This window comes from Paenibacillus sp. FSL H7-0716, assembly GCF_038002705.1.
GTDB classification, from domain to species: Bacteria; Bacillota; Bacilli; order Paenibacillales; family Paenibacillaceae; genus Paenibacillus_AQ; species Paenibacillus_AQ odorifer.
On sequence record NZ_JBBODA010000010.1, the window covers coordinates 127,906 to 154,240 of the forward strand.

The 26,335-nt window shown below is 44.4% G+C and carries 22 protein-coding genes and 1 other annotated feature; of the genes, 3 read left to right on the plus strand and 19 right to left on the minus strand.

The window, feature by feature from the left end:
• Nucleotides 1-11: 11 nt before the first annotated feature.
• Nucleotides 12-674: a chromate transporter gene (locus MHH60_RS15425; protein ID WP_232061390.1), complete on the minus strand. Its 663-nt coding sequence runs from the start codon at nt 672-674 to the stop codon at nt 12-14.
• A 186-nt stretch (nt 675-860) separates the two neighbouring features.
• On the opposite strand from MHH60_RS15425, the gene MHH60_RS15430 reads away from it, so the two are divergent.
• The gene (locus tag MHH60_RS15430; RefSeq protein WP_076133868.1) at nt 861-2,060 is read left to right on the plus strand and encodes an ROK family protein; all 1,200 of its coding nucleotides are present in this window, start codon (nt 861-863) and stop codon (nt 2,058-2,060) included.
• 63 nt (nt 2,061-2,123) lie between these two features.
• Here MHH60_RS15430 and MHH60_RS15435 read toward each other — a convergent pair whose 3' ends face one another.
• The 3 genes from MHH60_RS15435 to tyrS all read right to left on the minus strand — a co-directional run bounded on the left by MHH60_RS15435 (nt 2,124) and on the right by tyrS (nt 5,345).
• Nucleotides 2,124-3,368: an anaerobic sulfatase maturase gene (locus MHH60_RS15435; protein WP_038571746.1), complete on the minus strand. Its 1,245-nt coding sequence runs from the start codon at nt 3,366-3,368 to the stop codon at nt 2,124-2,126.
• Nucleotides 3,369-3,592: 224 nt separating this feature from the next.
• The gene (locus MHH60_RS15440) at nt 3,593-3,880 is read right to left on the minus strand and encodes a hypothetical protein (protein ID WP_036688213.1); all 288 of its coding nucleotides are present in this window, start codon (nt 3,878-3,880) and stop codon (nt 3,593-3,595) included.
• 205 nt (nt 3,881-4,085) lie between these two features.
• The gene (gene tyrS / locus MHH60_RS15445) at nt 4,086-5,345 is read right to left on the minus strand and encodes a tyrosine--tRNA ligase (RefSeq protein ID WP_076133869.1); all 1,260 of its coding nucleotides are present in this window, start codon (nt 5,343-5,345) and stop codon (nt 4,086-4,088) included.
• 186 nt (nt 5,346-5,531) lie between these two features.
• Nucleotides 5,532-5,762, minus strand: a binding site (T-box leader).
• Between the two features lie 152 nt (nt 5,763-5,914).
• On the opposite strand from tyrS, the gene MHH60_RS15450 reads away from it, so the two are divergent.
• Nucleotides 5,915-6,361 (plus strand): Lrp/AsnC family transcriptional regulator, encoded by a 447-nt coding sequence (locus MHH60_RS15450; RefSeq protein WP_038571749.1) that lies wholly within the window; start codon nt 5,915-5,917, stop codon nt 6,359-6,361.
• Nucleotides 6,362-6,439: 78 nt separating this feature from the next.
• On the opposite strand, the gene MHH60_RS15455 is transcribed toward MHH60_RS15450, so the two are convergent.
• The 6 genes from MHH60_RS15455 to MHH60_RS15480 form a co-directional block, all read right to left on the minus strand.
• On the minus strand, nt 6,440-7,990 hold the full coding sequence (locus tag MHH60_RS15455) for an acetamidase/formamidase family protein (protein WP_076133870.1): 1,551 nt from the start codon (nt 7,988-7,990) through the stop codon (nt 6,440-6,442).
• A gap of 234 nt (nt 7,991-8,224) precedes the next feature.
• Nucleotides 8,225-9,043, minus strand: coding sequence for a DNA alkylation repair protein (locus tag MHH60_RS15460; protein WP_076133871.1), 819 nt, complete (start codon nt 9,041-9,043; stop codon nt 8,225-8,227).
• A 108-nt stretch (nt 9,044-9,151) separates the two neighbouring features.
• Nucleotides 9,152-9,835: a Crp/Fnr family transcriptional regulator gene (locus MHH60_RS15465; protein WP_076133872.1), complete on the minus strand. Its 684-nt coding sequence runs from the start codon at nt 9,833-9,835 to the stop codon at nt 9,152-9,154.
• Nucleotides 9,836-9,918: 83 nt separating this feature from the next.
• Nucleotides 9,919-10,974: an LLM class flavin-dependent oxidoreductase gene (locus MHH60_RS15470; RefSeq protein WP_076133873.1), complete on the minus strand. Its 1,056-nt coding sequence runs from the start codon at nt 10,972-10,974 to the stop codon at nt 9,919-9,921.
• Between the two features lie 876 nt (nt 10,975-11,850).
• A complete protein-coding gene (locus MHH60_RS15475) occupies nt 11,851-12,969 on the minus strand; it encodes an acyltransferase family protein (RefSeq protein ID WP_076133874.1) in 1,119 nt (372 codons plus the stop codon).
• A 27-nt stretch (nt 12,970-12,996) separates the two neighbouring features.
• Nucleotides 12,997-13,941 (minus strand): NAD-dependent epimerase/dehydratase family protein, encoded by a 945-nt coding sequence (locus MHH60_RS15480; RefSeq protein ID WP_076133875.1) that lies wholly within the window; start codon nt 13,939-13,941, stop codon nt 12,997-12,999.
• Nucleotides 13,942-14,042: 101 nt separating this feature from the next.
• Between MHH60_RS15480 and MHH60_RS15485 the strand changes: the two genes are divergently transcribed.
• Nucleotides 14,043-15,689 carry a glycosyl hydrolase family 28-related protein gene (locus MHH60_RS15485; protein WP_076133876.1) on the plus strand — a complete coding sequence of 549 codons (1,647 nt, stop codon included), beginning with the start codon at nt 14,043-14,045 and terminating at the stop codon, nt 15,687-15,689.
• Between the two features lie 6 nt (nt 15,690-15,695).
• On the opposite strand, the gene MHH60_RS15490 is transcribed toward MHH60_RS15485, so the two are convergent.
• From MHH60_RS15490 to MHH60_RS15530, 9 genes are all read right to left on the minus strand, one after another.
• Nucleotides 15,696-16,862: a DegT/DnrJ/EryC1/StrS family aminotransferase gene (locus tag MHH60_RS15490; protein ID WP_076133877.1), complete on the minus strand. Its 1,167-nt coding sequence runs from the start codon at nt 16,860-16,862 to the stop codon at nt 15,696-15,698.
• Nucleotides 16,859-17,992, minus strand: coding sequence for a GNAT family N-acetyltransferase (locus MHH60_RS15495; RefSeq protein ID WP_076133878.1), 1,134 nt, complete (start codon nt 17,990-17,992; stop codon nt 16,859-16,861). The genes MHH60_RS15490 and MHH60_RS15495 overlap by 4 nt, the downstream gene beginning before the upstream one ends.
• Complete coding sequence (locus MHH60_RS15500; RefSeq protein ID WP_076133879.1) at nt 17,985-18,782, minus strand: GNAT family N-acetyltransferase; 798 nt, start codon at nt 18,780-18,782, stop codon at nt 17,985-17,987. Before MHH60_RS15500 ends, MHH60_RS15495 begins: the two co-directional genes overlap by 8 nt.
• Nucleotides 18,779-19,405 (minus strand): sugar transferase, encoded by a 627-nt coding sequence (locus MHH60_RS15505; RefSeq protein ID WP_143766639.1) that lies wholly within the window; start codon nt 19,403-19,405, stop codon nt 18,779-18,781. Before MHH60_RS15505 ends, MHH60_RS15500 begins: the two co-directional genes overlap by 4 nt.
• Nucleotides 19,406-19,429: 24 nt before the next feature.
• Nucleotides 19,430-20,527: an LCP family protein gene (locus MHH60_RS15510; RefSeq protein WP_341161142.1), complete on the minus strand. Its 1,098-nt coding sequence runs from the start codon at nt 20,525-20,527 to the stop codon at nt 19,430-19,432.
• Between the two features lie 27 nt (nt 20,528-20,554).
• Nucleotides 20,555-22,465: a polysaccharide biosynthesis protein gene (locus tag MHH60_RS15515; protein WP_076133880.1), complete on the minus strand. Its 1,911-nt coding sequence runs from the start codon at nt 22,463-22,465 to the stop codon at nt 20,555-20,557.
• A gap of 66 nt (nt 22,466-22,531) precedes the next feature.
• Nucleotides 22,532-23,842 (minus strand): glycosyltransferase family 4 protein, encoded by a 1,311-nt coding sequence (locus tag MHH60_RS15520; protein WP_076133881.1) that lies wholly within the window; start codon nt 23,840-23,842, stop codon nt 22,532-22,534.
• The gene (locus tag MHH60_RS15525; protein WP_076133882.1) at nt 23,790-25,016 is read right to left on the minus strand and encodes an O-antigen ligase family protein; all 1,227 of its coding nucleotides are present in this window, start codon (nt 25,014-25,016) and stop codon (nt 23,790-23,792) included. Before MHH60_RS15525 ends, MHH60_RS15520 begins: the two co-directional genes overlap by 53 nt.
• A gap of 80 nt (nt 25,017-25,096) precedes the next feature.
• Nucleotides 25,097-26,332 carry an oligosaccharide flippase family protein gene (locus tag MHH60_RS15530; protein ID WP_076133883.1) on the minus strand — a complete coding sequence of 412 codons (1,236 nt, stop codon included), beginning with the start codon at nt 26,330-26,332 and terminating at the stop codon, nt 25,097-25,099.
• Between the last annotated feature and the right edge of the window lie 3 nt (nt 26,333-26,335).

Genomic DNA, 26,335 nt, shown 5'->3' on the forward strand with positions numbered 1-26,335 from the left:
ATCGCTTCCCCCTAGATGTAATACTCCGGATAATTCGACTCTTCATCAGAAGCTTTCAAGGACTCCTTCTCCGTTCGAACTTGGAGCCCTAAGAGCTGTTTAATTTGCAGATATACAAACCCAATACATAAACCAACTGCAATCACGTAAATGGGATTAATTCCAAAAACCAGTAAAACAACCGGTATAACTAACGCCGTAACAGCGGTAGTCTTGTCAATTATAGCGTTCTTGGCCATTCGATATGCAGCTACTAGGATCAAGGCAATAACAGCACCATTTATCCCTTTCATAGCGGCAATGACTTTTGGCTGGTCGGCCAGTTGGGAGTATACGGCGCTAAGCAAACAAACAATGATAAAGGTTGGAATCGTTATCCCTGCGATTGCAGCAATCGCCCCCTTCACACCAGCAAGACGATAACCAATGAATGCCGCTGCATTTACACCTACACCCCCAGGTGCAGCACCAGCTAAAGATAGAATTTCATCCATCTCCTCTTCACCCAGCCATTTTCGTTTAGCGGAAATTTCCCGTTCGATCATAGGGATCATCGCATAACCTCCCCCGAAGGTTACAGGACCAATTCGAACAAATACCCAAAACAACTGAAAAAGTAGACTTATCCTCAGATCTGTATTCGGTATCATATCTGTTTTCATAGTTGTTCTCATGGAATCCACCCTTTTATAATCTGTCGTAATTTCATTATATCACTTTTTCCCAAAATGGAATTAAGTTTTTTGAACGGTAAAATACAACCAAGGGTTTATGAGTTATACTATATTCATGTTAATAAATACAAACTATATAAAAAACGATCTTACAAGTTCATCCTATATATAGCTTGGAGGTATATCGTGGAAAAGCGCTCGACACACATTCCATCACCAAAAAAACTTCTATACGACCGAATCGCCGAACAAGGTACTGTTTCCAAGTTGGATCTTCTACAGACATTTTCACTTACCAAAAGCACAATGACCCGGATATTGGATGAGATGACGGAAGAAGGCTTGCTGATAGAAAGCGGATTTGGGGAATCTAGCGGAGGCAGAAGACCTATTTTATACCAGATCAATCCTTCCTACGGTTATATAATCGGGTTAGAGATTTCCAGGGTGTATTCTTCTCTTGGTTTATTTGATATGCAAATGAACCCAAAATCAATTGTTCACTGGCGAATGGATCAGGCATTCACACCTGAAAGATTTATAGATCATATCAGTAATCAAATACGCGCTTTCCTTCGGGACCATCAGTTAGTGGACAGCCAAATCATCGGGATAGGAATAGGGGCTGTGGGGCCACTTGATCGGGAACATGGTTTGATCCTAAAACCGCTGCACTTCCCTTCTTCAGGCTGGAACAATCTGCCGATTTGCAAACTGGTGGAGGAACGGACGGGGTTCAAAGCTTGGTTGGACAACGGTGCCAATTCCGCATTGCTTGGGGAACGATGGTCTATCCGTCACGCAAACATTCAGCATATGCTTTATGTACATGCTGGAGCAGGACTCCGGTATGCGATGATGTCGCATGGAAGTATTGTTCATGGCACAATGGATATGGAAGATGCAATCGGTCAAATGATCATCCAGACAGATGGACCCCGATTAAATCATGACGGGAACTACGGGGCTCTGGAAGCATTTGTATCTGTGCAGGCCATAGAACAAAGTGCACGCTCGGAGGCGAAAATGGACAACGATCTGATCCTCCAAAGATATAAAGTGGCGCCTGAGAAGCTGACTTATGATGTATTGGTACAAGCCTTTAGAGACGGTAATCCACATGCGCGTGAATTATTTACCCAAGCTGCCAGCCATTTCGGGATCGGGCTCGCTAACGTTATCAACCTGTTTCATCCAGAGACCATCATTCTAGGCGGTGCGCTCATTCACTCTCACGAGTTGTTTTTCCAAACAGCGGTGGAGGTGGCACAGAGAAACACTTACCGTTATCCTGAATACCAACCTCACTTCTCCCTAGGTATATTAAAAGAAGAAGCTGTGGTGACTGGTGCGGCAATAATGGCGAGAAATCATATGGTTCTATAGCATAACAAAAAGGTTGTTCCCAATCCTTTGCATGACTGTTGGGACAACCTTATCTAGTCAAAGCTATAATGCCTGACAGCAATTTTTGAATTTCTTCCCGCTTCCGCAGAGACATGGATCATTTCGACCCGGAAGTGGTTTTGCACTTTTCCTGTACTCCAGCATCCGCTCCGATCTAAGTCGGTTCGCCAGTAATAACATGCGTTCATAGGCGTGTGAGTAGAACATTTTGTAACTATGGCAGAAATAATCAACCTCAGTCCGATCATTAACATCAAGCCAATTCCGGTTGCGCGGACATCCCCCATTGCAAAAGCTAAGGTACTCACACTTATAGCATGATTCATTCATATTGGGCTTCATTAACAAAAAATCATCATATACTGGGCTGGTTAGCAGCGCTTTCAGGTCAGTTTGGCCGATATTTCCCAGCCTATGCTCTTCATCAATAAAGAAATCGCAAGGGTAGGCATCCCCGTTCGTTTCAAGCACCATCATCTTCGGGCAACATGAGTTGTGAACGCATAACTCTGCCTCACGATGCATGAATACAAGAAGCATATTCTCAAAAATACGAATAGGAAGCTCTGGATACCCACCGTTGTACCAAAGGTCAAATGTACGGCATAAAAAGACTCCGTATTGTTCAGGTGTAATTCGGAAACGTCCCGCTACATCACTTTTCTGAGAAACAAAATCCATGCAGGGGATAAACTGAATATTCGGAAAGGTATGTTCTAGATAAAATGCCATCAACTCCTCTGGTTTCGTCACGTTATCTTCATGAATCACCGTTAGAATACTATACTCCACACCCTCATTCTGTAAATGACGAATCCCACGCATAACTAGACTATAACTGCCTTTCCCCGAACCCGTTACACGATGAGCATCATGAATAGGCTCTGGGCCATCCAGACTAATCCCAACCAAAAAGTTATACCGTTTAAAAAATTTCGCCCATTTCTCATGGATAAGCGTTCCATTGGTCTGCAGTGCATTACTGATCATCGTATGAGGCGGAGCGTACTTAGCTTGAAATGAAATCACTTGTTCAAAATACGAAAGTCCGGCCAATAATGGCTCCCCACCCTGCCAAGAGAAAGTCGCTATCCCTGATGATCTTTTCATGTACTGAGCGATAAACCGCTCCAGAAGCTCCGTATCCATCACCCGGATCGGTTGCTGAGGATGTCCCCCGGCTGTACTGTAATAGCAATAATCACAGGCTAGATTACAATCCTCTGAGACGGTTTTCCACATGACATGAAGGGTCTCCTGCTTAGAGGTTTGTATACATGCAGTCATACGATTCTGCCCCTCCTATGTAATACTATCTTTGTAGAACCTAATTCCTATTTGTTCAATTAAATCATAGATCTGCAAGTCAACGATGAGTAAAACATCATAGCTGGTCGAATAACTGGGCATAAAAAAGCTGCACTCCCCATTGTCCGTTGGAACAAAGCAATAAGGGTGTGCAGTTTCTTTGTGGATGAGTCTAACTAACGGTAGTTAGAGACTAAGTCTTATTAATTACGGACGTATTCTCTATTTGCTGTTTCCAACATGGATTTCCAATCCGCAAACTTCGTCTCCCTAACAACATGACGATCAAAGAGTTCATCAGGTATGTCAGCAACATCTTCTTCTGTCTTTACTTGAAAGTTCCCTTTGGTTACAAACTCATCGAAACTTTTGTAATTGGAATACTTACTCATAAACGCTTCATTAAACAATTTTTCGAAAGAGATGTGATTGGGATCTTCTTGATACGTTTTCTGTCCTTGTAACTCATTCATTAATTCTTCCATGGTCATTGGTTTTTGTCTTCTCAAATTACCACTCCTAATTTTCTGTTATAGTTGTAGAATATCATGTTAATCCATAAATCACACGAATCCTAAGCTTACCATAATTTTGACGATTTCACCTTTCAAATTTCACTTAATATGCAAATAGTCGGCCTCTATACTTAAAATACAACAAAAAGCCTTCCTTATTCATAAGGAAGGCTTCTTATTATTAGGACAATTTCACCAGGCTGTAGTTTTTCTTCCCCTTACGGATAATGATAAAACGTCCGCCGATGGCTTCGCTGGCTGTAACTTCAAATGCTACATCGCTAACTTTTTCACCGTTCATGGAAATTGCGCCTTTGGTGATGTCTTCACGTGCTTGACGTTTGGATGGCTCAATTCCTAGATCTACCAGCCACTCCACGATATTTTTGGACTCCAATGTCGTTTCGAAGGTCGGCATTTCCTTGAAGCCTTGCTCGATCTCGTCAGCGGTCAGAGATTTAATATCTCCACTGAACAGAGCGGCAGTAATACGTTTAGCCTGCTCCAGCAATTCCTCACCATGTACGAATCTGGTCATTTCTTCAGCCAGTGTTATTTGCGCTTCACGTTTATGCGGTTCGGTTTGCACCTTTTCTGCAAGTGCATCAATTTGCTCTTTAGAGAGGAAGGTAAAGTACTTCAGGTATTTCACAACATCACGGTCATCTGTATTTGCCCAGAACTGGTAGAATTCAAAAGCTGTCGTTTTGTTCGGATCCAGCCAAATGGCTCCGCCAGCTGTTTTACCGAATTTTGTACCATCGGCTTTCAGCATAAGCGGGATGGTAAGTCCGAATGCTACCGCTTCAGAACCTTCTTTTTTACGAATCAGATCTAAGCCACTTGTGATGTTCCCCCATTGGTCAGAACCACCGATTTGCAGCTGCACATCTTCATGCTGGAACAGATGCAGGTAGTCCAGGGATTGCAGGATTTGGTAGGAGAATTCCGTAAAGGAAATTCCGCTGTCCAATCTGCTCGCTACAACATCCTTGGCAAGCATCGAATTGATGCTGAAGTTTTTACCATAGTCACGTAAAAATTCGATAACATTGATTTTATGCGTCCAATCGTAGTTGTTCACCATGCGGATTTGATTGTCGCCATCAGTCACGAACAATTTTTTCATTTGTGCTGTAAGTGCATCAACGTTGGCTTGGACTTGCTCCAGCGTTTGCAAAGAGCGTTCGGATTGACGTCCACTTGGATCACCGATCGTTCCCGTAGCCCCACCAATTAGAATAACCGGACGATGTCCTGCCAGCTGGAATCTTTTGAGCACCATGAATGGAATCAAGTGGCCAATATGCATACTGTCACCCGTTGGATCTACACCGCAGTACAGAGATACCGATTTTTGATTGGTCAGTTCTCTAAGCCCTTCGGCATCTGTTTGTTGATTGATGGCATCGCGCCATTCTAGTTCGTCGATAATATTCATTTCCTTACACCCCTCAAAATTAGTAGTTATCCTATAATGAAACATCAGTCCGCCAAGCGGAAACGGCTCTGTCCTCCTGTTTAGGACGGTACCGTTTCAGCGAGAAATATAAGGATCATTGATGAAGTGAACCCTATAAATCCTTATATTTAAAAACAAAAAAATCGTCCCTTTGTCTATTGTAGACATAGGGACGATTGAATAACCGTGTTACCACCCAGATTGCACCCATGAAACGCTTATACTCAAGCATACCATTGATACCACTCTTGACGAGATATCGTTCGCCATTCCGCTCGGTGTTACCCAAGATACTCCAAAGTGTAATTCGTAAGCTTAGTGTGTACCGGGTTTCATCAACCCCCGGCTTTCTGGAACAGGGACTAAGTTACTACTGGGCTCCTTCAACGTATATCGTATATAAGATTACAGCCAGTATAGTGAAATAATTCTTTTATGTCAACTACCTTCAGCAGAGAATGCCGCCACACACTTCTACTGTAAAGCGCTAATAGGCATTACCACTTTTTTTCTGATACAATTACGAAAAAAGAGGTGAACGAATCCGCATGCTAGATCCTATCGATAACCATATTTTGATGCGGCTGGCCCAAAACAGCAGAATTTCCTATACTGATCTAGCTAAAGAAGTCAGTTTATCAAGTGTCGCGGTGAAAGACCGTATTGATCGGCTAGTCAATCAAGGGATTATTGAACAGTTCTCGATTGTCATCAGTGCCGAAAAGTTAGGAAAGAAAATCTCGGCCTACCTGGAACTTGAAGTAGAACCTGCTCATTTGAATCATATTGTCGACGTATTAAAAGAAAACGAACGTGTAGCTGTATTATACGAAATGACAGGACCTTGTATTCTGCATATTCACATCTTAGTTGAGAATCTTGAAGAGATGGAACGGTTTATGCATGAATCAATCTATTGTCTGGATGGACTGGTACGTGTAGAAAACCAAATTTTATTGAAACGCCACAAAAATCAAGACGGCTTAAATATATAAGAAAAAGAACCGCCTATAAAGACGGTTCTTTTCTCATCTAAATTTTTATTAGAATTATCAAATAATTGCTATTTCGTCCTACTCTGTCTTAGCCAGCTTAGCTTTATAAAAGTTCACGAAATATTCGCTGACCACAACCTGCCCGTTCACAACACTTAATGGGGCTACAAGCTTCACTGTCTCTCCGTTGTAAATTCCCGTTGTCGCTCCAACCTTCATCTCCAGTACATTGCCATTGTAGCTCAGCGTAACTGTCTTAGTGGCTGGCTGCCAGCCAACCTTTGCTCCAAAGTTCTCAAAGCTGCTCCGTAAAACCACGGGCTTGCGCTCAGAATCGCCGAATTGACCTTTATCAATTAAGGCGTGTACGCCCCAGTTTCCATCCACCACTTGTGTAATTCCAAAATCAGCTGACACAGACATCAGAGAATACGCTTCATCTTCGCTCAATTCCATTCCAGCCATTAAAAAATCTTTTGTTTTATGAGCGGCATCCTTCATGGCTTTGTCGATGGATGAGTTTTTGAAGATATCCGTCTGAGCACTAGCCCCCAGCTCCTCCAAATAATTAGCGTAGCTGAATCCATGCACGACCCACTCGTTCTCATTTTCAAGTAATGGGAAGTTTAAACCTTTCAGCTTGTTGTTAAGCGATGTTTTTTTATGAAGAATAACTTGTATATCCCCTGTGACCGATGTCTCAATCGCAGTTCCGTTAATCTCCGAATCGCCTTGACCGGCATGCGGGTCACCGATCGACAGTAGTGCACCAGCTACGGATACAGGATAATACATCGTTGCACCTTCGGTAATCCGCCAATCATCTACGTTACCGCCGTTGTAAGAAGGTGGAACGGAGTCAACAACATCCGCTTCTTTTGGCGCCACACCCATTGTACCAAAGTGGAGACGTACCGGAATTTTCACACCTTTTAGCACATCGAAGTTCTTATCAATCGTATTATGGTCAACGATAACACCCGGGTAGTCAATTGTCGGGTGCACTTGACCATCCGGATCGGTTTGCACAGACCATTTGTAGTTATATACAGCTGTTGCATAATCTGTTCCACCCTCCGTATCCATCTCGTAGATGGTTACTACCTCACGCTTTTTCGGCTCCTCTACCATATCTCCGTATAGATAACCCCAGTTCGCTGCGGCATTCACGCCATATGTTTTGCCAGCGTATTGGTCATTCCCATTTGGTCTCAGCTTCATGTCCAGAATCTTCACTTCCAACACATCTCCCGGTTCAGCACCTTCAACAGCGATGGGACCTGTCATAATGTGTACGCCTGGCCCGCGGAGCGCTTCGTTCTTCTCCCCTTTAATCCAGTGGAAAATATCCTCCACTCCCGCATCTCCTTTAATCATCCGCTCGTAATCATCGCCTGAATGATGTGTAATGGCCTCAACCGTTACGATGTCTCCCGATTGTACAGTTAGAGCTGGATCTCCCTTACCTATATTCCCCCATCGAACAGTTTCCGAATTCGCCTTCAAAACATGGGTTTTTGGTTTATACGCATTGTTTAATGTGTTAGCATACATAACACCAGATAACGAACTCACCCCTAAAAACAGGGATAAAGTGACACCCACATTACGAATTATTTGTTTTTTCATAAGAAAATCCTCCATTCCTTTAATTTGTGTTAGTTTTTATAACATTTGGTGTTTTTGAGTATAACAGATGACCTGAGGATTAACAATATAAATATTTTCATGAATTTTGGTTTAAATAATAAACACGAAGGAGTATTTTTCTTGAATTATCCAAGTTAACTGTACAATAAAAAAACGCCAACACTTATTAGCCCATAGTGTTTGACGTTTGATTATCCAGTCTAAAGTAATGCACTAATTTAATTTTTGATCAGTAATACTTCTTGTAGCCCGGGTTACAATCCGCTTTGTTTCCTTGGTACCTGATAGGTTCAACCATTCATCACAAATTTGCTGTACCCATGCCGGATGGCTTTTGCTAGCATCATTTAACCAGTTGCTTACAGAATCCTGAACGTATTTTGCCGGATCAGAGTTAAGCGGTTCTAATAGCGGAAGGGCAATCGCTGGATTTTCTTTGAGTGTTGTAATATGCTTTGCCCATACCCCATGTGGGCGCGTCAATTCGATCGCAAATCTCCTAATATTCGCGTCCTGATCATGAACCCAATCCTTTAACAATTCAATGGACGCTTCCAGCTCGGCAATGACTGATTCCCTTAAAGCCATCCAAGAAATCTCACGCACCCCAAAATGACCATCCGCTGCAAAAGGACGGATTGCTGTTAGTTTTTGAACTAGACTCCATTGATGATTCTGGCCCACGATATAAGCAGCCCAGCAGCGAACACTATCGGATTTATGATGAGCTAACACAGCAAATAGCCGGGAACGTTCCAGCTCTGATTTACAGTCAAATAGAAGCTGCCACTCACGTGAAATCACCGGGATTAGCTTCATGATTTTCTTTTCCGATAACGCATTCAACCTTAGTAAAATTGGTTTAACTTCCTCTTCAAAACCTAGCTCATTCAGTACATTTTCCAGCAATATAAGATGATCCACCGCAAGCCATTCCGTTAAATTCACGCTCTGTAAATATCCTTTATTCAGCAGTTCTACAATCTCAACGGGAATTTCAGTAACCTTTCGAGCGCCCTTCCTGTGTTCCATGGAAATCGTCCCTTCACTATGATTTGAAAGCTTAAATCACCTTCATGTCATAGCTAGGATACGATTGTTTTTAAAAATCAAGCTGTAATCTCGTTTACAACTCGATAGCTATGTTATATTTCTTTCCAAAATCTTGTCTCGCTGGACATAGATAGTTCTGAACCCTGTCTGAATAACCTCCGCTTTCACCAATTCTTGTAATGCCACAGTTACAGCCTCTCTGCTGGCTCCAATTAAATTAGCGATTTCTTGATGCGATAGAGGAACATTAATTTTGTAACAATTATCCTTATGCTCAACCCCATGCTGATCTGCCAGCTTTAACAGAACGCACAATATTTTATCATGCAGATTTCCGATGGCTAGATTTTGAGTTAACTGACTCATACTTTTTATGCGGTCGCTCAATACTTGCAATAATGACATCATAAACCTAGGCCGGTGAGAGATAAATTCTTCAAATCTTGCAGGATCAATTGTACAGATATGGCTTTCCTCAATCGTTTCAATATAATGTTCCTTCGTTCCAAAAGAAATCACACCCATTTCACCAAAAACATTGCCTTCACTAAGGATATCCGATGTAAATTGCTTACCGTTTGCGTTTAATTGGTATAAGCGAACCTTCCCTTTTTTCACAAAAAACAGTCCTTCAGAAAAGGTTGATGGTGTTTGGATATATGTATTTTTGGGGACTACTGTTATTCGCGTTAATTCTTCCATTTCAATTAGATCTTCCAGTCCTAACGATTGAAGCAAATTGAATTGAGATAAATAATGATTTTTTTCCATTGCCCCTCCTGTATAAAACGCTATTCATTTCTTCAGTATACCTTACAAAAAAAAGCCACGTCCTAAGGACGCAGCTTACTAAATTACCGATTACTTGCTTCCCAGCGCGCTACTTCTTCCCGCACACGTGGGGCCACTTCGGTGCCCAGCAGTCTAATCGCCTGCATAACCTCCTCATGAGGCATCGTGCCGTGCGGCACATGTAAAAAGAATCGCGTAATTCCCACATGTTTGCGCAGATGAATGATTTTATTAGCGACAGTTTCTGGATCACCTACGTAAAGGGCGCCATCTAAGCTGCACGCTGCATCATAATCTGCACGATGGTACGGAGGTGTTCCTTTTTCCTTCGCCCGCACATTGGTCCGGGCATGCGTTGAAGGGAAAAATTTCTCCAGCGCTAACTGATTAGTCTCCGCTATAAACCCGTGTGAATGCGAAGCGATTGGAAATTTTGAAATATCATGCCCGGCTTCTGCTGCTGCTTTTTTGTAAAGCTGTACATGTGACGCATAATCCAGTGGTAGAACATTCCCTATAATCGCTAAAACAAAAGGCAAACCTAGTGATCCTGTGCGGATCGCAGATTCTGGACTTCCTGCACTCCCGATCCAAATCGGTAAAGGATCTTGAACCGGACGCGGGTAAATCCCCAAATTTTCTATAGCTGCTCGGTGTTTGCCTTTCCAGGTCACTTTTTCTGACTTTTGGATGGCTAATAACAATTCCAGCTTCTCATTAAACAGTTCTTCATAATCCTTCAGATCATATCCGAATAGAGGAAAAGACTCTGTAAACGAACCCCGGCCGATCATAATCTCCGCACGTCCGTTCGAAATTCCGTCCAGCGTTGCAAAGTCCTGAAACACACGCACCGGATCGGCTGAAGACAGGATCATTACAGCACTGCTCAACCGGATCTTAGTAGTCAACGAAGCAGCCGCAGCCAGTACAACCGCAGGTGAAGATGCCGCATAATCATGGCGATGATGCTCACCTACTCCGTATACATCTAATCCCACCTCTTCGGCAAGTACAATTTCCTCCACTACTTCACGTAGTCGTTCTGCATGACTTATTGTCTCACCTGTTTGGACATCAGGTGTGGTCTCGACAAATGTGCTTACTCCAAGTTCCACTATTCATTTCCTCCTAATATTCTGCACGATGCATTATTCTCTGGATGTAAAAAAAACCTAAAGGGACTACCTAATTATTCTAACTAATTTAGTTCCCTTCGACTATAATCGAAGTTCATCTAATTAGATCCCCCTCACTATAGATCGGACTGAGGAGCCGTTATTTTAATAATTTCATTCATTTTGCTAAATTATCGGACTTAGATGCAGCTATTCGTGCAAAGTAGCTTCCATAATGTGTGTTTTTATGGAAATAAGCACAATACAGTCCGAAACTATCGCAAAATCAACTAAAAAGTGAAAATAGCTGCAATACAGTCCGAACAAACAAGACCTCGTATGAACTGACCACAATTCAACAATTATACTGGGACTTTACCTTCAATGTGCAAGAGTGCAGCTAATGCGTGGTAACGACGAAGTTTGTTTAATTGCATTTACCGCCAATGCACAGTGTAGCTAAGACGTGGTAACGACGAAGTTTGTTTAATTGCATTTACCGCCAACGCACTGTGCAGCTAATGTGAGGTAACGACGAAGTTTGTTTAATTGCATTTTGTGCAACTATATACGCTTTGAAGGTAGCCTTTGTGGATTTAGTTGCACTCTGTACACTTAAATATGAGCAATTGCCTCAATATGGCGGGATTCTAGAATAATAGTTGTAAAATATGCAATTAAACTGCCCTAAAGCTGCGAGCATAAGAGCTTAATTGTACTTTTTACAACTATTTTGCTTTTTTAATGAGAATTGAGCGGATGCTGCTAGTGAGATGTAATCGCAATGTAATTAGCGAAGTAATCGCAATTAATACAAAAACAAAAAAGACCACTAATCACCTAAACACAGACGATTAGCGGCCAGTCAAGTTCAAGCTAGTTTGCATTCCCAATACTCGGAGTTATCGGCTTATCCAGCGATTTCGGTGGTTTGCTCGGGTTTATCCCAATGCCGATCCGACCGAATACATACGCTCCGCCAGGAATACGATTCGCTAAATTCATTATAATTGCCGAGCCTACCACACAACCGACAAATTGCAGCAGAACACTGAATAGTCCAAGGTTTTGCAACCCAAACGAAGCTGGAAGCTTGACGAATATAGCTAATAGCAAAGGATGAAGCAAGTATATGCCAAAAGAATATCTGCTGCTCCATTCCAGCACACGTGGCACTTTCTTCATTTTTGATGCCACGGAGAAGAGCAGCAAAATCATACTTAAGGCAAATAGAAGCATATCAATTCTTTTGGAGCTATGCGCCGTTATCCAGCCTTGACTATTCACGAATAGCACAAGCGCACCTGTCAGAACCGGGAGCGTGTATACGGCTATGCGGAACTTTTTTAATTTTTCCCGGAACCACAGCTCATTTCGTCCCAAGTAATAGGCTACTGTAAAGTAAAAAATCCAACCTGGTGCGAAAATCCAGTACATTTTATCCCAGAAATAATGGGCGGCTGCCGTATCTGCGGGCGTAGTGAAGTTGAAGAAACCCAAATAGATAACGTTAATAAGGAACGATATGATTAGAACATTGCGGGGGTTAAGCCGCTTCGCATACTTTTGAAACCAGAGGAATAAAGCATAAAACTGAAAGATAATCAGTATAAAATAGCCATGGAAATCTCCAATCAGCAAATGACGCCAGAGGTAATACCAAAAAGCCTGCAGCAAAGGAATGCCGTCACTACTCGACAGCTCCAATCCTTTTAGTCCTGCATACAAGGTCCCGAAAAAAAAGTAAGGCAATAAAATATACTTGATTCTTTTCTCCCAAAATCTCGCTGGAATTTCATTGGGATAGGCAAATGACAACACGAATTGAGAGATAAATACGAATACAGGTGTGCCAAACGTTAGCAGTAAACCCACCGACTCTACCCAGGGTGTATTTCCATCGTCATAAACCCGATAAAGAGCATGCAGCAGGGCTATACTTAAGCAGGCTACACTACGAAGAACGAACATTTCCGAGTTCATTTTGCGTTCCATGCGGAGTGCCCCTTTCAATGGGTGCTTTTAATGATCTACTGCACTTCCTACACTTAAGCGGACAGTAATTGTTTTTTCCAGCCCGGTATGAAAGTTATGGTTAGGGAACCAAGACAATAATTCCTGGGCTTTTTGATTATTTAAATAGCTATGGAGAATATCCCCCGGACGAGGCTCCGCATAGGTTGTCAGGAAATCCCGACCTGTGATGTCCCCTAACATCCGAACCATCGTATTTATCGAGGTTGGTATTCCACAGCTAATATTCATCGTCTCATTATTCACTCTGCCGTCGGTCTGAACCGCATCAACGAACGCCTGCGCCACATCCTCCACATAGACGAAATCTCTTGTCTGCTCACCGTCCCCATAGATAACGAGATCCTTCCCTTGCTTTATACGATCCAGAAAAACGGAAACAACGCCAGCTTCTCCATGCGAACTTTGCCTTGGCCCATATACATTAGCGAGACGCAAAATCGTATATTTAAGCCCATGTAAGCTGGCAAACATCCGAATATATGACTCTGGTACACTTTTGGATACACCATAGCAGGACTCGGGATTAATGGGATGCTGCTCATCAATGCTCAAATATTCCGGGTTCCCATAAACCGCTGCCGACGAGGCATAAACTAGCTTTTGAACCTGATGGATCTCGCACATGCGCAGTACATTCAGCGTGCCAACAATATTCACATTCGCATCAAATAACGGGTTCCGCTGTGATTCTCTGACGTCGATCTGTGCAGCCAGATGAATGACTGCATTTGGCTTTTCAAGGCTAAAAACCTCATGCAAAGTCTCATCCCGAATATCGTACTTATACAAAACCGCAGCAGGATTCATATAAGTCAGACCGGAGGCTCCGGATACATTATCTACAATCACAGTTTCTATGCCCTTTTTTATTAGCCGATCAACCACATGGGACCCAATAAAGCCTAACCCCCCAGTTACCAATACCTTCAAAATAAAAAACTCCTTTCGCCCTCTAAGAGTGATCTTTGTACCGTGCATTCCCCGAAAAATTCACATAAAATACAAAATCAAAGTATAAAGGAGTGAAGTATATGGCTTCTGCCCCTATTCCAGACAGCTCGGTGACTACGTCCATCCTTTCTGATGGTGCGGTCACATCTATTAAATTAGACCCTGAGACAAACGGTTATGTGAACGTCCGATCGTACGGCGCTGTAGGAAACGGTATCAAGGACGATACAGTAGCGATTCAAAATGCTATCAATGCGGGAAACGCCAAAAACAAAGTAGTAATCTTTCCTCCTGGTGTATATAAGGTATCTTCGGGGCGCATGCGTAACCCCTCCGTCCTCGACTGGTGGTGTCTTCGAATTCCAGCCAAAACTAATTTAAGTTTTGAAGCCGGCTCCAAACTTGTGCTTGCCCCGAATCCACCCTCAGACACTAGGGTTCTAGTCATCTTAAATGCCTCAAATATCACAATCGCGGGCACCCTTGAAATTGATGGAAGTGCATCGACTGTTAAAACAGCCGTCAACGATCAGCTTCACGGCCTGTTCATTTCTTCTTCGCAAAATATAACGATAGAGTCAGTGTACTCTCACGATTGCTATGGGGATAATATCTTCATTGGAGGGACAGAAGAAACCCCCTCCGTTAATGTGCACATCGGATATGCCCGCTGTGAGACTGCTGGACGAAAGAACTTTGTGGTCCATTTTGTAGACCAGCTTCATGTCAACAGAGCGGTTCTGAATAATAGCCGCGGTGGCGCGCCTGGTTTTACTGGCGCTAACTCTCTCGATCTTGAACCGGATGTCTTTAAAGGAACGCGCAGCTTTTATCAGCGATTCGACTCCTTGACAACCATTGGTTTCGGTAACGATCTATCAGCAGGGCTTACAGATGCTATCGCTAGACTCTGGACACTCGACATCGGTTCACTAGATATGCGTGTAAGCGGATCGGTAAGTCCAGCCTTACTGTCCTATGGATTAACGCTGAAAATCAATCATTTGGCTATCCGCTCCACCGATCACAAAGCTAGCTTCGGTCTACAGACGATCTATTCACAATTTATTGATATCGCTAGCGCCAAGTTCGATGGCATCGGAGGCCCTGCGATCTATGCAGCGTTTAATGCTGCCGGAGGTAAACCAAGATTGCATATCGGTTCGTTAGGAATGTACGGCTCGGGTTCCACCTTAGCAAGTGGTGTCCGAATCGACGGAGGAGATCTTTATGTGGGGACGATAGATGCACAGGATTTAACGGGCAATACCTTGCATTTATTCACAACGGAGTCTGACGCAATGGCTACTGTCGACAATATGATCGTCCGCAATAGCGGAACCAATCAGGTAGTGCTAGTCTCTTCTTACGGTGCAGCTAAACCGTCTCTGCGCCTCAATAATGTAGCGGTGTTTGATACCAGAGCAGTGAAGGTAAAGCGAATTCTAGAATTCGAAACACTAATCGGCATGCAAGGCACATCACTAGGCACCTTGTATAATCCTTATTCGCTTCTTGAATGGTTCTCGACCTACGGTAACTTCAAACGGGCCATTCGCCTCACTGGCGGGGCAGTGTTGCCCGCAGTGTTCATAGTGGAAGGTTCGCCCGAGGGAGTCGTAACCGCCCCAGTTGGCAGTCTGGCTATGCGAACGGATGGCACCGCACAAGCCACTTTGTATGTGAAGGAAAGCGGATCAGCTGCCAGTGGATGGAAGGCTAAATAAGATGAATCAACGGTATTGGTTACATGTCTCTATCGCATAAATGACACGTTCCAAATCCTCATCCGATAAAGAGCTTCCAGAAGGCAGGCAGACACCTGTTGAAAATAATTTATCCGATACACTGTATTCCTCACTGTAAGGATAGTAGTAATTGCTCTCGAACAACGGTTGTAAATGCAGCGGTTTCCATACAGGTCTAGCTTCTATATTGTGATGTTCCAGACATGACAGAAGTTGTTGTGAAGAGAACCCTGCCACTTCTTCATCAATGGTCAGCGCACTCAACCAGTGCGTGCTGCGACAATTGCGCGCTTCCGGCATAAAATGAAGACCCGGTATGGAACCTAAACGTTCCCTATATCGCCGGCCAATAGATCTGCGACGCTCTACTCGCTCTTCAAGCAGTTCTAATTGACCGCGTCCTATGGCTGCCAACAGGTTGCTTAACCGATAGTTGTATCCCATTTCGGAATGTTGATAATGAGGGGCAGTGTCTCGGGCTTGCGTAGACCAGAAGCGCGCTTGCTCTAGGGCTTCGGTATCGTCAGATACGAGCATGCCCCCACCTGAGGTCGTAATAATCTTATTTCCGTTGAAAGAATAGATTCCGAATTGGCCCCAGGTTCCGCTGGCCTTGCCTTGGTAGAAAGCACCCAGTGATTCGGCAGCATCCTCAATCAAGGTAATTCCATATCGGTTAGCTATTTCTACAATGGGCTCCATGTCTGCGCTTTGTCCGTATAAATTGACGACAACAGCCGCTTTTGGCAGCAGCCCTTTGTCATTCAAATCTTGGCAGGCCCGCTGAAAAACTAGCGGACACATGTTCCAGGTCTCAGGCTCTGAATCGACAAATACGGGGGTGGCCCCCAAATATAAAATAGGATTGGCGCTAGCTACGAACGTGAGCGTTGAACAGATCACGTAATCTCCTTGTGTGACACCGGCTAGACGAAGTGCGAGATGAATCGCCGCCGTGCCAGAGCTTAACGCTAGTGCACCCTTTGATCCTGTGTAGGCGGCCATCTCCCGCTCGAACGCATCGACTTGCGGACCAATAGGAGCAATCCAACCAGAGTGTATAGCGTCCTCCATGTAGACCTGCTCACGTCCACTAATATGCGGGGGGGATAACAAGATTCGTGGCAAAATGCTCGTTTGACGAATGCTCATGCGAAGCTCCTTTCTCCATTTGGACCGATTTCTCCAGATGGAATACATATCATATCGAGATCTGGATGCCGATAGAGCGGAAAGTAACTTCCTGATACTCTGGTGTCACAAAAGGATATGATCCGCTCATACAACTCTGGGAAAAAAATTCGTTTACCTAAGTAATAGTCAAGGGGTTCCAGTTGTGTCGCGAATCTATGCTTGAATTGAAATAAGTCGTCATTCCCCTTATATCCCCCGCCAAGATGAAAACGTTCAAAGCCATTTTCCATCCCCCACTTGGCTGCTGCGTGTATTAGCAATTTGGTAGGTGACCACTGCAGATAGGCGCGATCCCAACCACATAGGTGATAATGCATCCACGGTCGTTCATGTAACACGATGCTGGTCGCTACCGTCTTCTCCCCATCCATAGCTTCGAATAGCTCTACTCTCCCCTCAAGTAGATGACTAGTATCTTCTATAAATTTTTTGGGGAAATAATAAAAAGAATCCGCCTGTAAATCATTTAGTGTTCCGTAATACAATTCACTGAAGGACTCAATACGATCCTTCAGATTCGAATTCCGAATCGTAAAGGGTGCAGACTTTAATTTATGAATATTCCGTTTATGATTGCTGCCATAATGCCGGATGAGCTCTGACTCCGAACCCACAGTCAAATCAATATAAATTGTATTCCTATTCCATTCGGTGGTCAGACCGCTTTGATATTCCTTAGCGTTGCCAATCAAGGGATGAAATCTTACAAACTCGGTCATGATTTTTTTATCTCTACAGTAATCCGTGAATGTTTCACTGAATTGCCGGTACAGCTCACTTCGTTCGGCTCCCGGAGGAAGATTCGATATCGGTCCCCCGTATCCATAAGGTGTACTAATGTCGTACCAATCACCTTCAAGCCCCAGTTGGATTACAGCAGGAAGATGGCTTATGGAGCGAAGCAAGTAAGGATAAATGATGAGCTGGTCTCCCCGCTTAAATACAAACAGCTCTGCCTGCTGGTGTTCTCCATCCTCAAACAGCCGAAAAAACGCTGAGGAGAAATAGATATCCTTCGTCTCTAGCTGGTTCAAATAGGCATCCCATTCCTCTGAACTAGAGCTGCCTAGCACGATGAAGTTACTCATACAACACCTCTTGATTCTCCAATAGTTTGATCATACGTATACTTTCAGTGCTTAAGATTAACCCGGGGTCTCGCTCACGCAAATAAGCATCTGAAGAAAGCAACAGCAGCCTTTTCCCCCGGTCTAAATCCATTAATACGTCTGTCAAAAGATTGCAGCCACTCCACCCTCCACTTTGCAGCTGGATACGATAATACTGTTCACCTAACCGGCCCACTACTGAAGTCTCTTCCTTCGTTCTAATCTTAAGAGAAGAGAATCCATACTTTTGATGATGTGCTTCTGCCATCGGATAATCATCTATGATGTACGCCAATGCTTCTCTATCCCTATCAACCGATGGAGTCAAATCTCTTACATACCAGTAAGTCCGGCCTTCCTCTGCAAAACCAAGCCGAAGATACCAAGCATGAGCTTGCTCATTCCACGAAAATACATCAAGTGCCAGCTTCGAAATGCCATCCTTTTGGGCTAACGTCTCCCCGTACGCCATAAGCTTGCCGCCGATGCCATCTTTTCGATAAGCTGCGTCCACATTCAGGTTATTCAGAACCAGCATCTGTTCCATTCTTCGCCATTCAGCGAATCCAATAAGAAGATTTTCAGAATAGGCACCAATCAGCAGTGTTGCTGAATGGCTTCCGCATTTACATGCTGCTTTCAAATATTCGGGATAACCGCCACAGGCGAATATGGTTTGATTGTAGACTGACTCTGGCAAGTTGCTCTGTAAGAGCCGGCATGCAAGGTGAATATCATCTTCCTGAAGCGGACTAAACCGCAAATTCATGCCGACCCCTCCTTTTGGTTCAATCTGTACTCATCGAGCGGCAGACTATGCTCACCCGGATTGGCCACAACGTCATCTTGGCGGATCACCTTCAGCACAGTTTTGCATAAGATCAACGCATCTAATCTAAAGCTCAGCTTCTCAACATAGGTAACGTCATAGGAGAGCCGCTGTTTCCACTCCGAAGTATTACGTCCAGATACCTGCGCCAATCCCGTTATTCCGGGTCTTACAGTAAATCGCAGCCGTTCCCGTTCAGAGTAATGCGGGCTGTAACGGATGAGCAAAGGTCTTGGTCCGATCAGGCTCATTTCTCCCTTCACAACATTTACTAATTGCGGGAGCTCATCCAGACTCAGCTTTCGAATCAATCCGCCGAATTTGATATAACGCCGAGCATCCGATAACGGCTGGCCCTGCGCATCATACATTTCAGCCATGGTTCGGAACTTGTAGATGTAGAAGGGTCTTTCTCCCATTCCCGGCCGCTGCTGCTTGAACAAAATAGGACTTCCCAGCTTTATCCGAAGCAGCAACGCCACCACAGCCATGACCGGACTAAACACACCTAACATAACGATCGCTCCCACCAAATCGAAGCCCCGCTTCATATGGCGATACATGGTAGTCTTCCCCCCGCCTTTCTCTTATTCCGTAAAAAGACGTTCTGTAAGTGACTTTACCTCTTCCGAATTTGCACTCCAATAATACACTTTGGTTCGGACGAGCGGATCTAGAGCAGAGCTGTTATGGCCAGGAATCTGTTCGTAAGCAAAATCCGAGGAATCCATTCCCTTGAATAGCCAAGCTAAGCTCATCAAATCACTGTCACTAAAACTCGTATCAATAATGTCTTTCTTTTCACGCAGTAGCAGTCCCGCTAGATCAGGAATATGCTCCGGACTTAATAGCTTTTTAGCTACAGCCCGAACGATATTGAATTGCTCCCGTTGGCGGCTAAAGTCACCCTCCGGAGTCGAGTAGCGCTCCCTTGCTAAATAAAGCGTGTGTGCACCATCCAGATGCTGCTCACCTTTCTTGATGGTGATCTCCGGAGTGATGGTCACATCCTGATCAATTTGCATATCGATCCCGCCGATCGAATCGATGAAATCACGAACACCGGAGAAGTTCGTCTTGATGTAGTAATGAATAGGAATATTCATAAAATCACTAACGGCTTGAATCAGTGTCAGCGTACCCTGCTGATTCCCACCCTTTGTCTCACCAACGATATGTGCATGATTGATCTTGGTATAACCGACATTTTGCACATAAACCCGCGTGTCCCGCGGCACAGATACGATATTCACCTTCCGTTGATCCGGCATCACATGGGCAACCATAATCGTATCTGCCCGCGAGCTTTCTCCGCCCCAAGTGTCTGTTCCAATCAGCACTACATTAAAGGATGAGCTTTTCTTGTCTTCTGGGGATGTCGATGCTGTAGCTGGGGTCTGTGTAGGCGTTGAAGGGATAAGCTCATCCGTTTGCGCTTGTGGGGCTGGTGTGCTGAGCGGCTGCACCATCTCTTCATTGTCCATAACCACATTAGAGCTAGGGATCGTCAAGGGGTTAAGAATCGCCTTATTAAAACGATGCTCTGGATTCAATATGCCTCCAATCCAAATCCCCCCAACTACAACCACAACAAGAATAACAATCAGGCTGTATCGTCCCACCCGCCGCATGCGTGAACGTTTACCTGTAATTGGCTTGTCGCGCTTTCCCCATAATCTTGTCATCCATGAATGCTTAGTCGACTTCATGGGTCAGATTCCCGCATGAACTTCGGATTTGATGCGTTCAAGATCATGTGTGCCCACCTGCGGTTCTTCCTGAAAGCCCGAATAGCTTGGAATTAGCTGCTTTAACAGTTTTTTGATCTGATGACTGCTTGGCATCAGTTCATACCGTTTGCACAAGTTCTCCAGAACCCCCAACACCAAATTCAGTTCAGATCTGGAGACACTTTGCGGGCGGCTAATCATAATACGGTAGTTGTTAGTGACCAATAACCCTTCTTCTTCAGTCAAAAGCTCCTCAAACAATTTTTCTCCAGGACGAATGCCAGTGACCACAATGGGAATATCTTTGTCAGGCTCGAGACCCGACAAGCGGATTAAATCCCTCGCTAGATCGTATATACGAACTGGCTTACCCATATCCAGCACAAACACTTCTCCCCCTTGTGCCAGCACACTTGCTTGAATAACCAACTGTACCGCTTCGGGTATCGTCATGAAGTAACGCACCATATCCATATGTGTAACTGTCACCGGGCCGCCGTTTTCGATTTGTCTTTTGAATAACGGAATGACACTGCCCCGGCTGCCCAGCACATTACCAAAACGCACAGCGGCAAAAACCGTCTTGCTTAAGGAATTCTGATCATTAATGATCATTTCCGCGGCTCGTTTCGTGGCCCCCATAACACTGGTAGGATTGACCGCCTTATCCGATGAGATGAGGATGAACCGTTTAACGCCATATTTAGCACTCGCTTCCGCTACATTCCTTGTGCCGATCACATTATTTTTAACTGCCTCTACTGGATTCATCTCCATAAGAGGAACATGCTTGTGAGCAGCGGCATGATACACAATGGAGGGGCGGAATTTTTGAAAAACGTTATCGATCCGCGATACATCCTGAATGTCCGCTATAATGGGATGAATGATCTGATCCGGATATGACTGCCGCAACTCTTGTTCAATGAGATAAATGCTATTTTCTCCATGCCCCAAAAGCAGCATTTCCTTTGGACGATACGCAGCCAATTGCCGGCATAACTCCGAACCAATTGAACCTCCTGCACCCGTGATGAGAATACTCTCGCTTCCCAAATTCTCACGGATCTCTTCCGTATTAATTTCTACGGGGCTTCTCCCCAGCAAATCATTTACGGATACTTCACGGATCATGTTAATGGCCATTTTCCCGTCCAAAATATCGGTCATACTAGGCATTAACTTGATCTGAGCTTTGGTAGATTTGCAGATTTCGATGATCTCCAGTAATTCCTTTTGAGGAGCCGTAGGCAAAGCGATGATAATGAACGAAATGTCCAGCTGCTCGACTGCCTGGGGAATGAAGTTACGGTTACCGACAATCGGCAACCCCATAAGCTCCAGCTTTTGCTTAGAGATATCATCATCTATGAAAGCTACTGGGTTCATAAATTTAAATCTTGAATGCTTGATATCTTTGGTAACGAGGATGCCTGCTTTCCCTGCCCCTACGATTAGCAGATTGCCTTCGGATGAACCCTTTGTTCCCGGTGCTTCGAATCTATCGTTAATGAGGCGGTTAACTAAACGTAAGCCGGAAATGCCGAGAAATACGTATCCCGCTGCAAAATAAATCGAAATCGGCAATCGATAGGAAGGGACGAATACATGCGCAGATACATTGACAGCGACCACTCCGCAAAGTGTTAAAGCACTCACTTTTAGCAGCTGTAATAACTCACCTATACCGGTGTATCGCCAGATATTGTTATACACCTTGAATCCAAATGAGAACGCTGCGTACACCGTAATGTGAATGAGTATCGCCCACGGAAGCATCCACATGTACTGCTCAGGGATTTGAAAATCAAACCGAAGTAAAAACACAAGCCATACTGAAGCCGCTATAATTCCCGCATCCAACATGACTAAACGTACGATCCGCATTTTCATCACTTCTTTCTCCCTAATTAACTAATTATTCGTTTATTCGTTTGTTGTCGTATATGCGAGAATGAATTATCTATCTGCTGTCAGACCCGGTTGCAATTCAGTCGGAAATGCCTTTATCCCTGATTCTTTAAACGCTTCTATATAAATCGAGTCCATTTCACGAAGCACCGCTGGCAATCCATAGCGAATAATCCTGTCCTTGTTCGCCTTACCCATTGCTGCGGTCAAAGCTGCGTCCGCTCGCAGTTGAACCAGTGCTTTTGCCGTAGCGGCAATATCTTCTACTGGTACCAACATGCCCGTTGACTCATGCTCAATCAAATCGCGAATGCCCCGAATATGTGTGCCGATCACGGGTTTGCCTGCTGCCATCGCCTCCATAATCGCCCGGGGTAACCCCTCACGATAGGACACGAGTGCCGCAACATCACACGCTTGTAGCAAATCCGGTATATCTCTTCGGAATCCGAGAAAATGCACCTGTTCCCTAACCCCTAACCGAGTAGCAAGTTCTAAAAGGGTTTGCTCAAAAGGACCTGTACCTGCGAATGCTAGATGAATATCGCTTGCTTGATCACCCAAATGATGTAGTGCTTCGATCAACTGTTTTTGGTTTTTGTTAGCATTTAACTCAGCGACGCAGAGAACAACGAATGAAGGATTATCACTGTCACTGTTAGGTAAATCAAATAGCTGGTGACGACTTTCCCCCTTCATTTTTGCAGCTTCTTTATCCCCTTCACCGCTACCGTATACCTGAAGATCAAGCCCGACTCCACTCACATAAGTTACTTTTTTTCGCACAGGGAATTTCTGAGCGCGCTCATAATCTTCACTATTAATAGTGATCAGTACATCCGTCCAACGAGCCATCAAATACTCCAATGGATAATAAAGCATCCAGTTCAGAAAAGGAGCACCTTTAAAAAAATGAAAACCATGAGCTGTATACAGTACGCTAGGGACACCTGCTCTATGGGCTGCAATCCGTCCGAGAATTGAAGACACGGGTGTATGTACATGGACGAACTGAAATTTTTCCGCTTGAAAGCTTTTAGTTAAGATCCGCAGAGCCGTCCAATTCTTCAACTGTAAAGGACTTCGTTGTATAGGTACGTCGTGACATACAATTCCCCGCTGTTCCAAGCGCTGTCTGGCTTCGCCCGGCTGAGCGTAAGCATGGACTTCACACCCTTTTTGCTGTAATAACGCCATGTAAGGTAAATGAAAACTCTCGAAATGCCCATATATGGAGGCAACAAAAGCAACCTTTGCTTGTAAGCCGCCCTCAGCTGGAGCACTCCCGATGTCCTTACTTGAGCTTTTATTGAGGTTGCTCTGCTCGTTGTCGAAGCTTGCGCCCAGTTGACCGTTCAACGTGTTGGGTTCGATAGGGCATCTCTCCTTTCAGTTTTTTGTCTGTTAACCGGATGCAAGCTCCGTTCATCGCCATCATGAACCACCAATACCGCTGGAATAACGCCTCAATGCCCATCGATAACCCAATCATCGCCGCATGGGACAGCAGCAATGCCATAATAATTGGTCTATGAATCGGATCTGCCGCACGATAAGAACGGATCCCCACAATGAAGAACCAAACCATAAATCCGCCATATACAATCAAGCCCAATAAGCCGAATTCAGTCAAAAACCATATAGGGGTGTTGTGGATAATAATGCGCAGTTCGTAATTATAGGAACCAAGCCCAATGCCTAATAACGGACTTTGTGCGATCCAATCCACCGCTTTGTCAATGATGTCAAGACGCGACTGAATCTGGGAAGGTCTGCTGGACATAGACTCCAGCACATTTAGATAAGCGGTGCCTTTATACAGCAGCAGAGCTATAAATGCCACACCAAACCCCATTCCGATCTTGATCAGTCTGGAAGGTTTGGTAATCAAAAGTGTAAGTAATACAAGGAAGAGACCAATCCATGACGAGCGCGAGAAGGTCATCATAATGCCCCCGGCTAAGCTTATCGTCGCTAGTATGCTGACCCATCCCCGCAGCAGTCTTATCTTCTCCCCACTCGTCATGATATGAATGGCAAAAGCCGTCACCAGCAATCCCCCGTATGCATTGGGATCAATTAACATGCCGGACAACCGCCCGTCTTGCACCATGAACGGAACCTTTACTGCACTGAAAAAAGCAAATAGGGCAACACCATTTAAGAGCAGCACACTAATCAGGAAAAATCGGAGCATCTTATATAACCGTTCCCAGCTATCTACTGCTTGCACAAGCATGATGTAGGTCAACAAAAGGAGAATGAATCCAATATCTTTTTGCAGTAAGGCGTATTGGGTTATGAAGCCGTTGCGCCAAATGGATACAAAGGAAGCTAGAACAAAAATGAACAGCATGCCCCAATGCCATGAACTGAATATCCTCCGGTCCAATTTGAGATGGAATCCAGCGGCAAACAAACCTAACATTAAGAAGAGATCCGAGGGGGCGATCCGGAAGGCTCCACCAAAATCAATCTGTGCCGGAAGGCATATGATATACCCCATGACCGCAAACAGAAATAAATTGTGCATGGTGTAGGGCTTCCCTACAACAGATACAGATGTCATACAAGTCCCTACTTTCCTACTTTCCTACTTTCCTAACAAAGAACTTATGCTGCCGCTTCCGACTGTTCCCGATTTTTTCCCTTTCCGAGGACACGATACAGCACAACTACACTGCCAATCATCTGTACAAATAACGACGAACTAGCTCCCATCGCAGCACCTACTACCCCGTAATGAGGTACGAAGATTAGACAACACAAGCCATTAGTGAATGCTGTACACAGAAACAATGGAATCTGGGCTTTGTACCTTCCAGTAGCCGTTATGGCATACCACAGGTAGGATGAAATAAAAACCAGCATGGTGGACGCCAGCAGCCAATGAAACAGCCCTAACTCTCCTGCCACGTCCGAACTGAATAATAAGGTTAACAGCTTGTGGCCAAACAACCACCCTATCAAACAAGCGACCGCACTAAACCCCAAACCCATCGCTATCATTCGGCTGAGTAAAGCGACAAACTCCTTGTGTCTCCCGCCTGCGTGCCACCTGGCAAGACGTGGTGTTATGGCTTCACCAAGTGCGGTGACGACAACATTGCAGGCAACAATCATATATGAGAGTGAAGCATAAATACCTAAGTCATGCTCCCCTTTAAAATAGGAAATCGCGTATAATGGGATATTCGTATTTAACGACATCAACGCCAATACCACGCCTAGCGGTGAACTGACGATCAGTAAACTCCATAGGCTTCTTTTGTTGAAGAGTGGCCTGAGAGAAGTGTATATTCTCGCTTTACGAGCATCATATCCAATCGTTATCGCTAACCATCCGATTATCATGACTAACAAGGCAAGAACAAGGCTCTGTGTAGGGATAAATACGAGGATGAAGATTAGAATGGAGAATAACCCTTTTGCCATTCTGGAGATTGAGATTTGATCTAATCTCTCCTCCTTTTGAACGATGCCTAATAAAATATCACTGATTGATTCAACGATTCTATACAGACCGATGAAGAAAATAACCAATACTGTATTCCAATCCAAACCACTTATTATGCAAAAACCTGCGGTAATCGTAAACGCAAGGGCAGTTGTTATCAGCCGTAAGCCCAGAAAGTCTCCAAAACTGTATTTCCCCGATGAATCAACGATTAATACGGAACGAAGATGTAGATGCGACAACATAAAGATCGGAGCAGTAACTGCAAGCCCTAGCGAATATTGCCCCACGATTGCCGAAGACCCGAATTTATTCAGCAGGATCACAATCACAAACTGAGCACCAGCGTAAGTGATATTCCCGAGCAAATAACGAAGAGAAGCAAATGACATAGA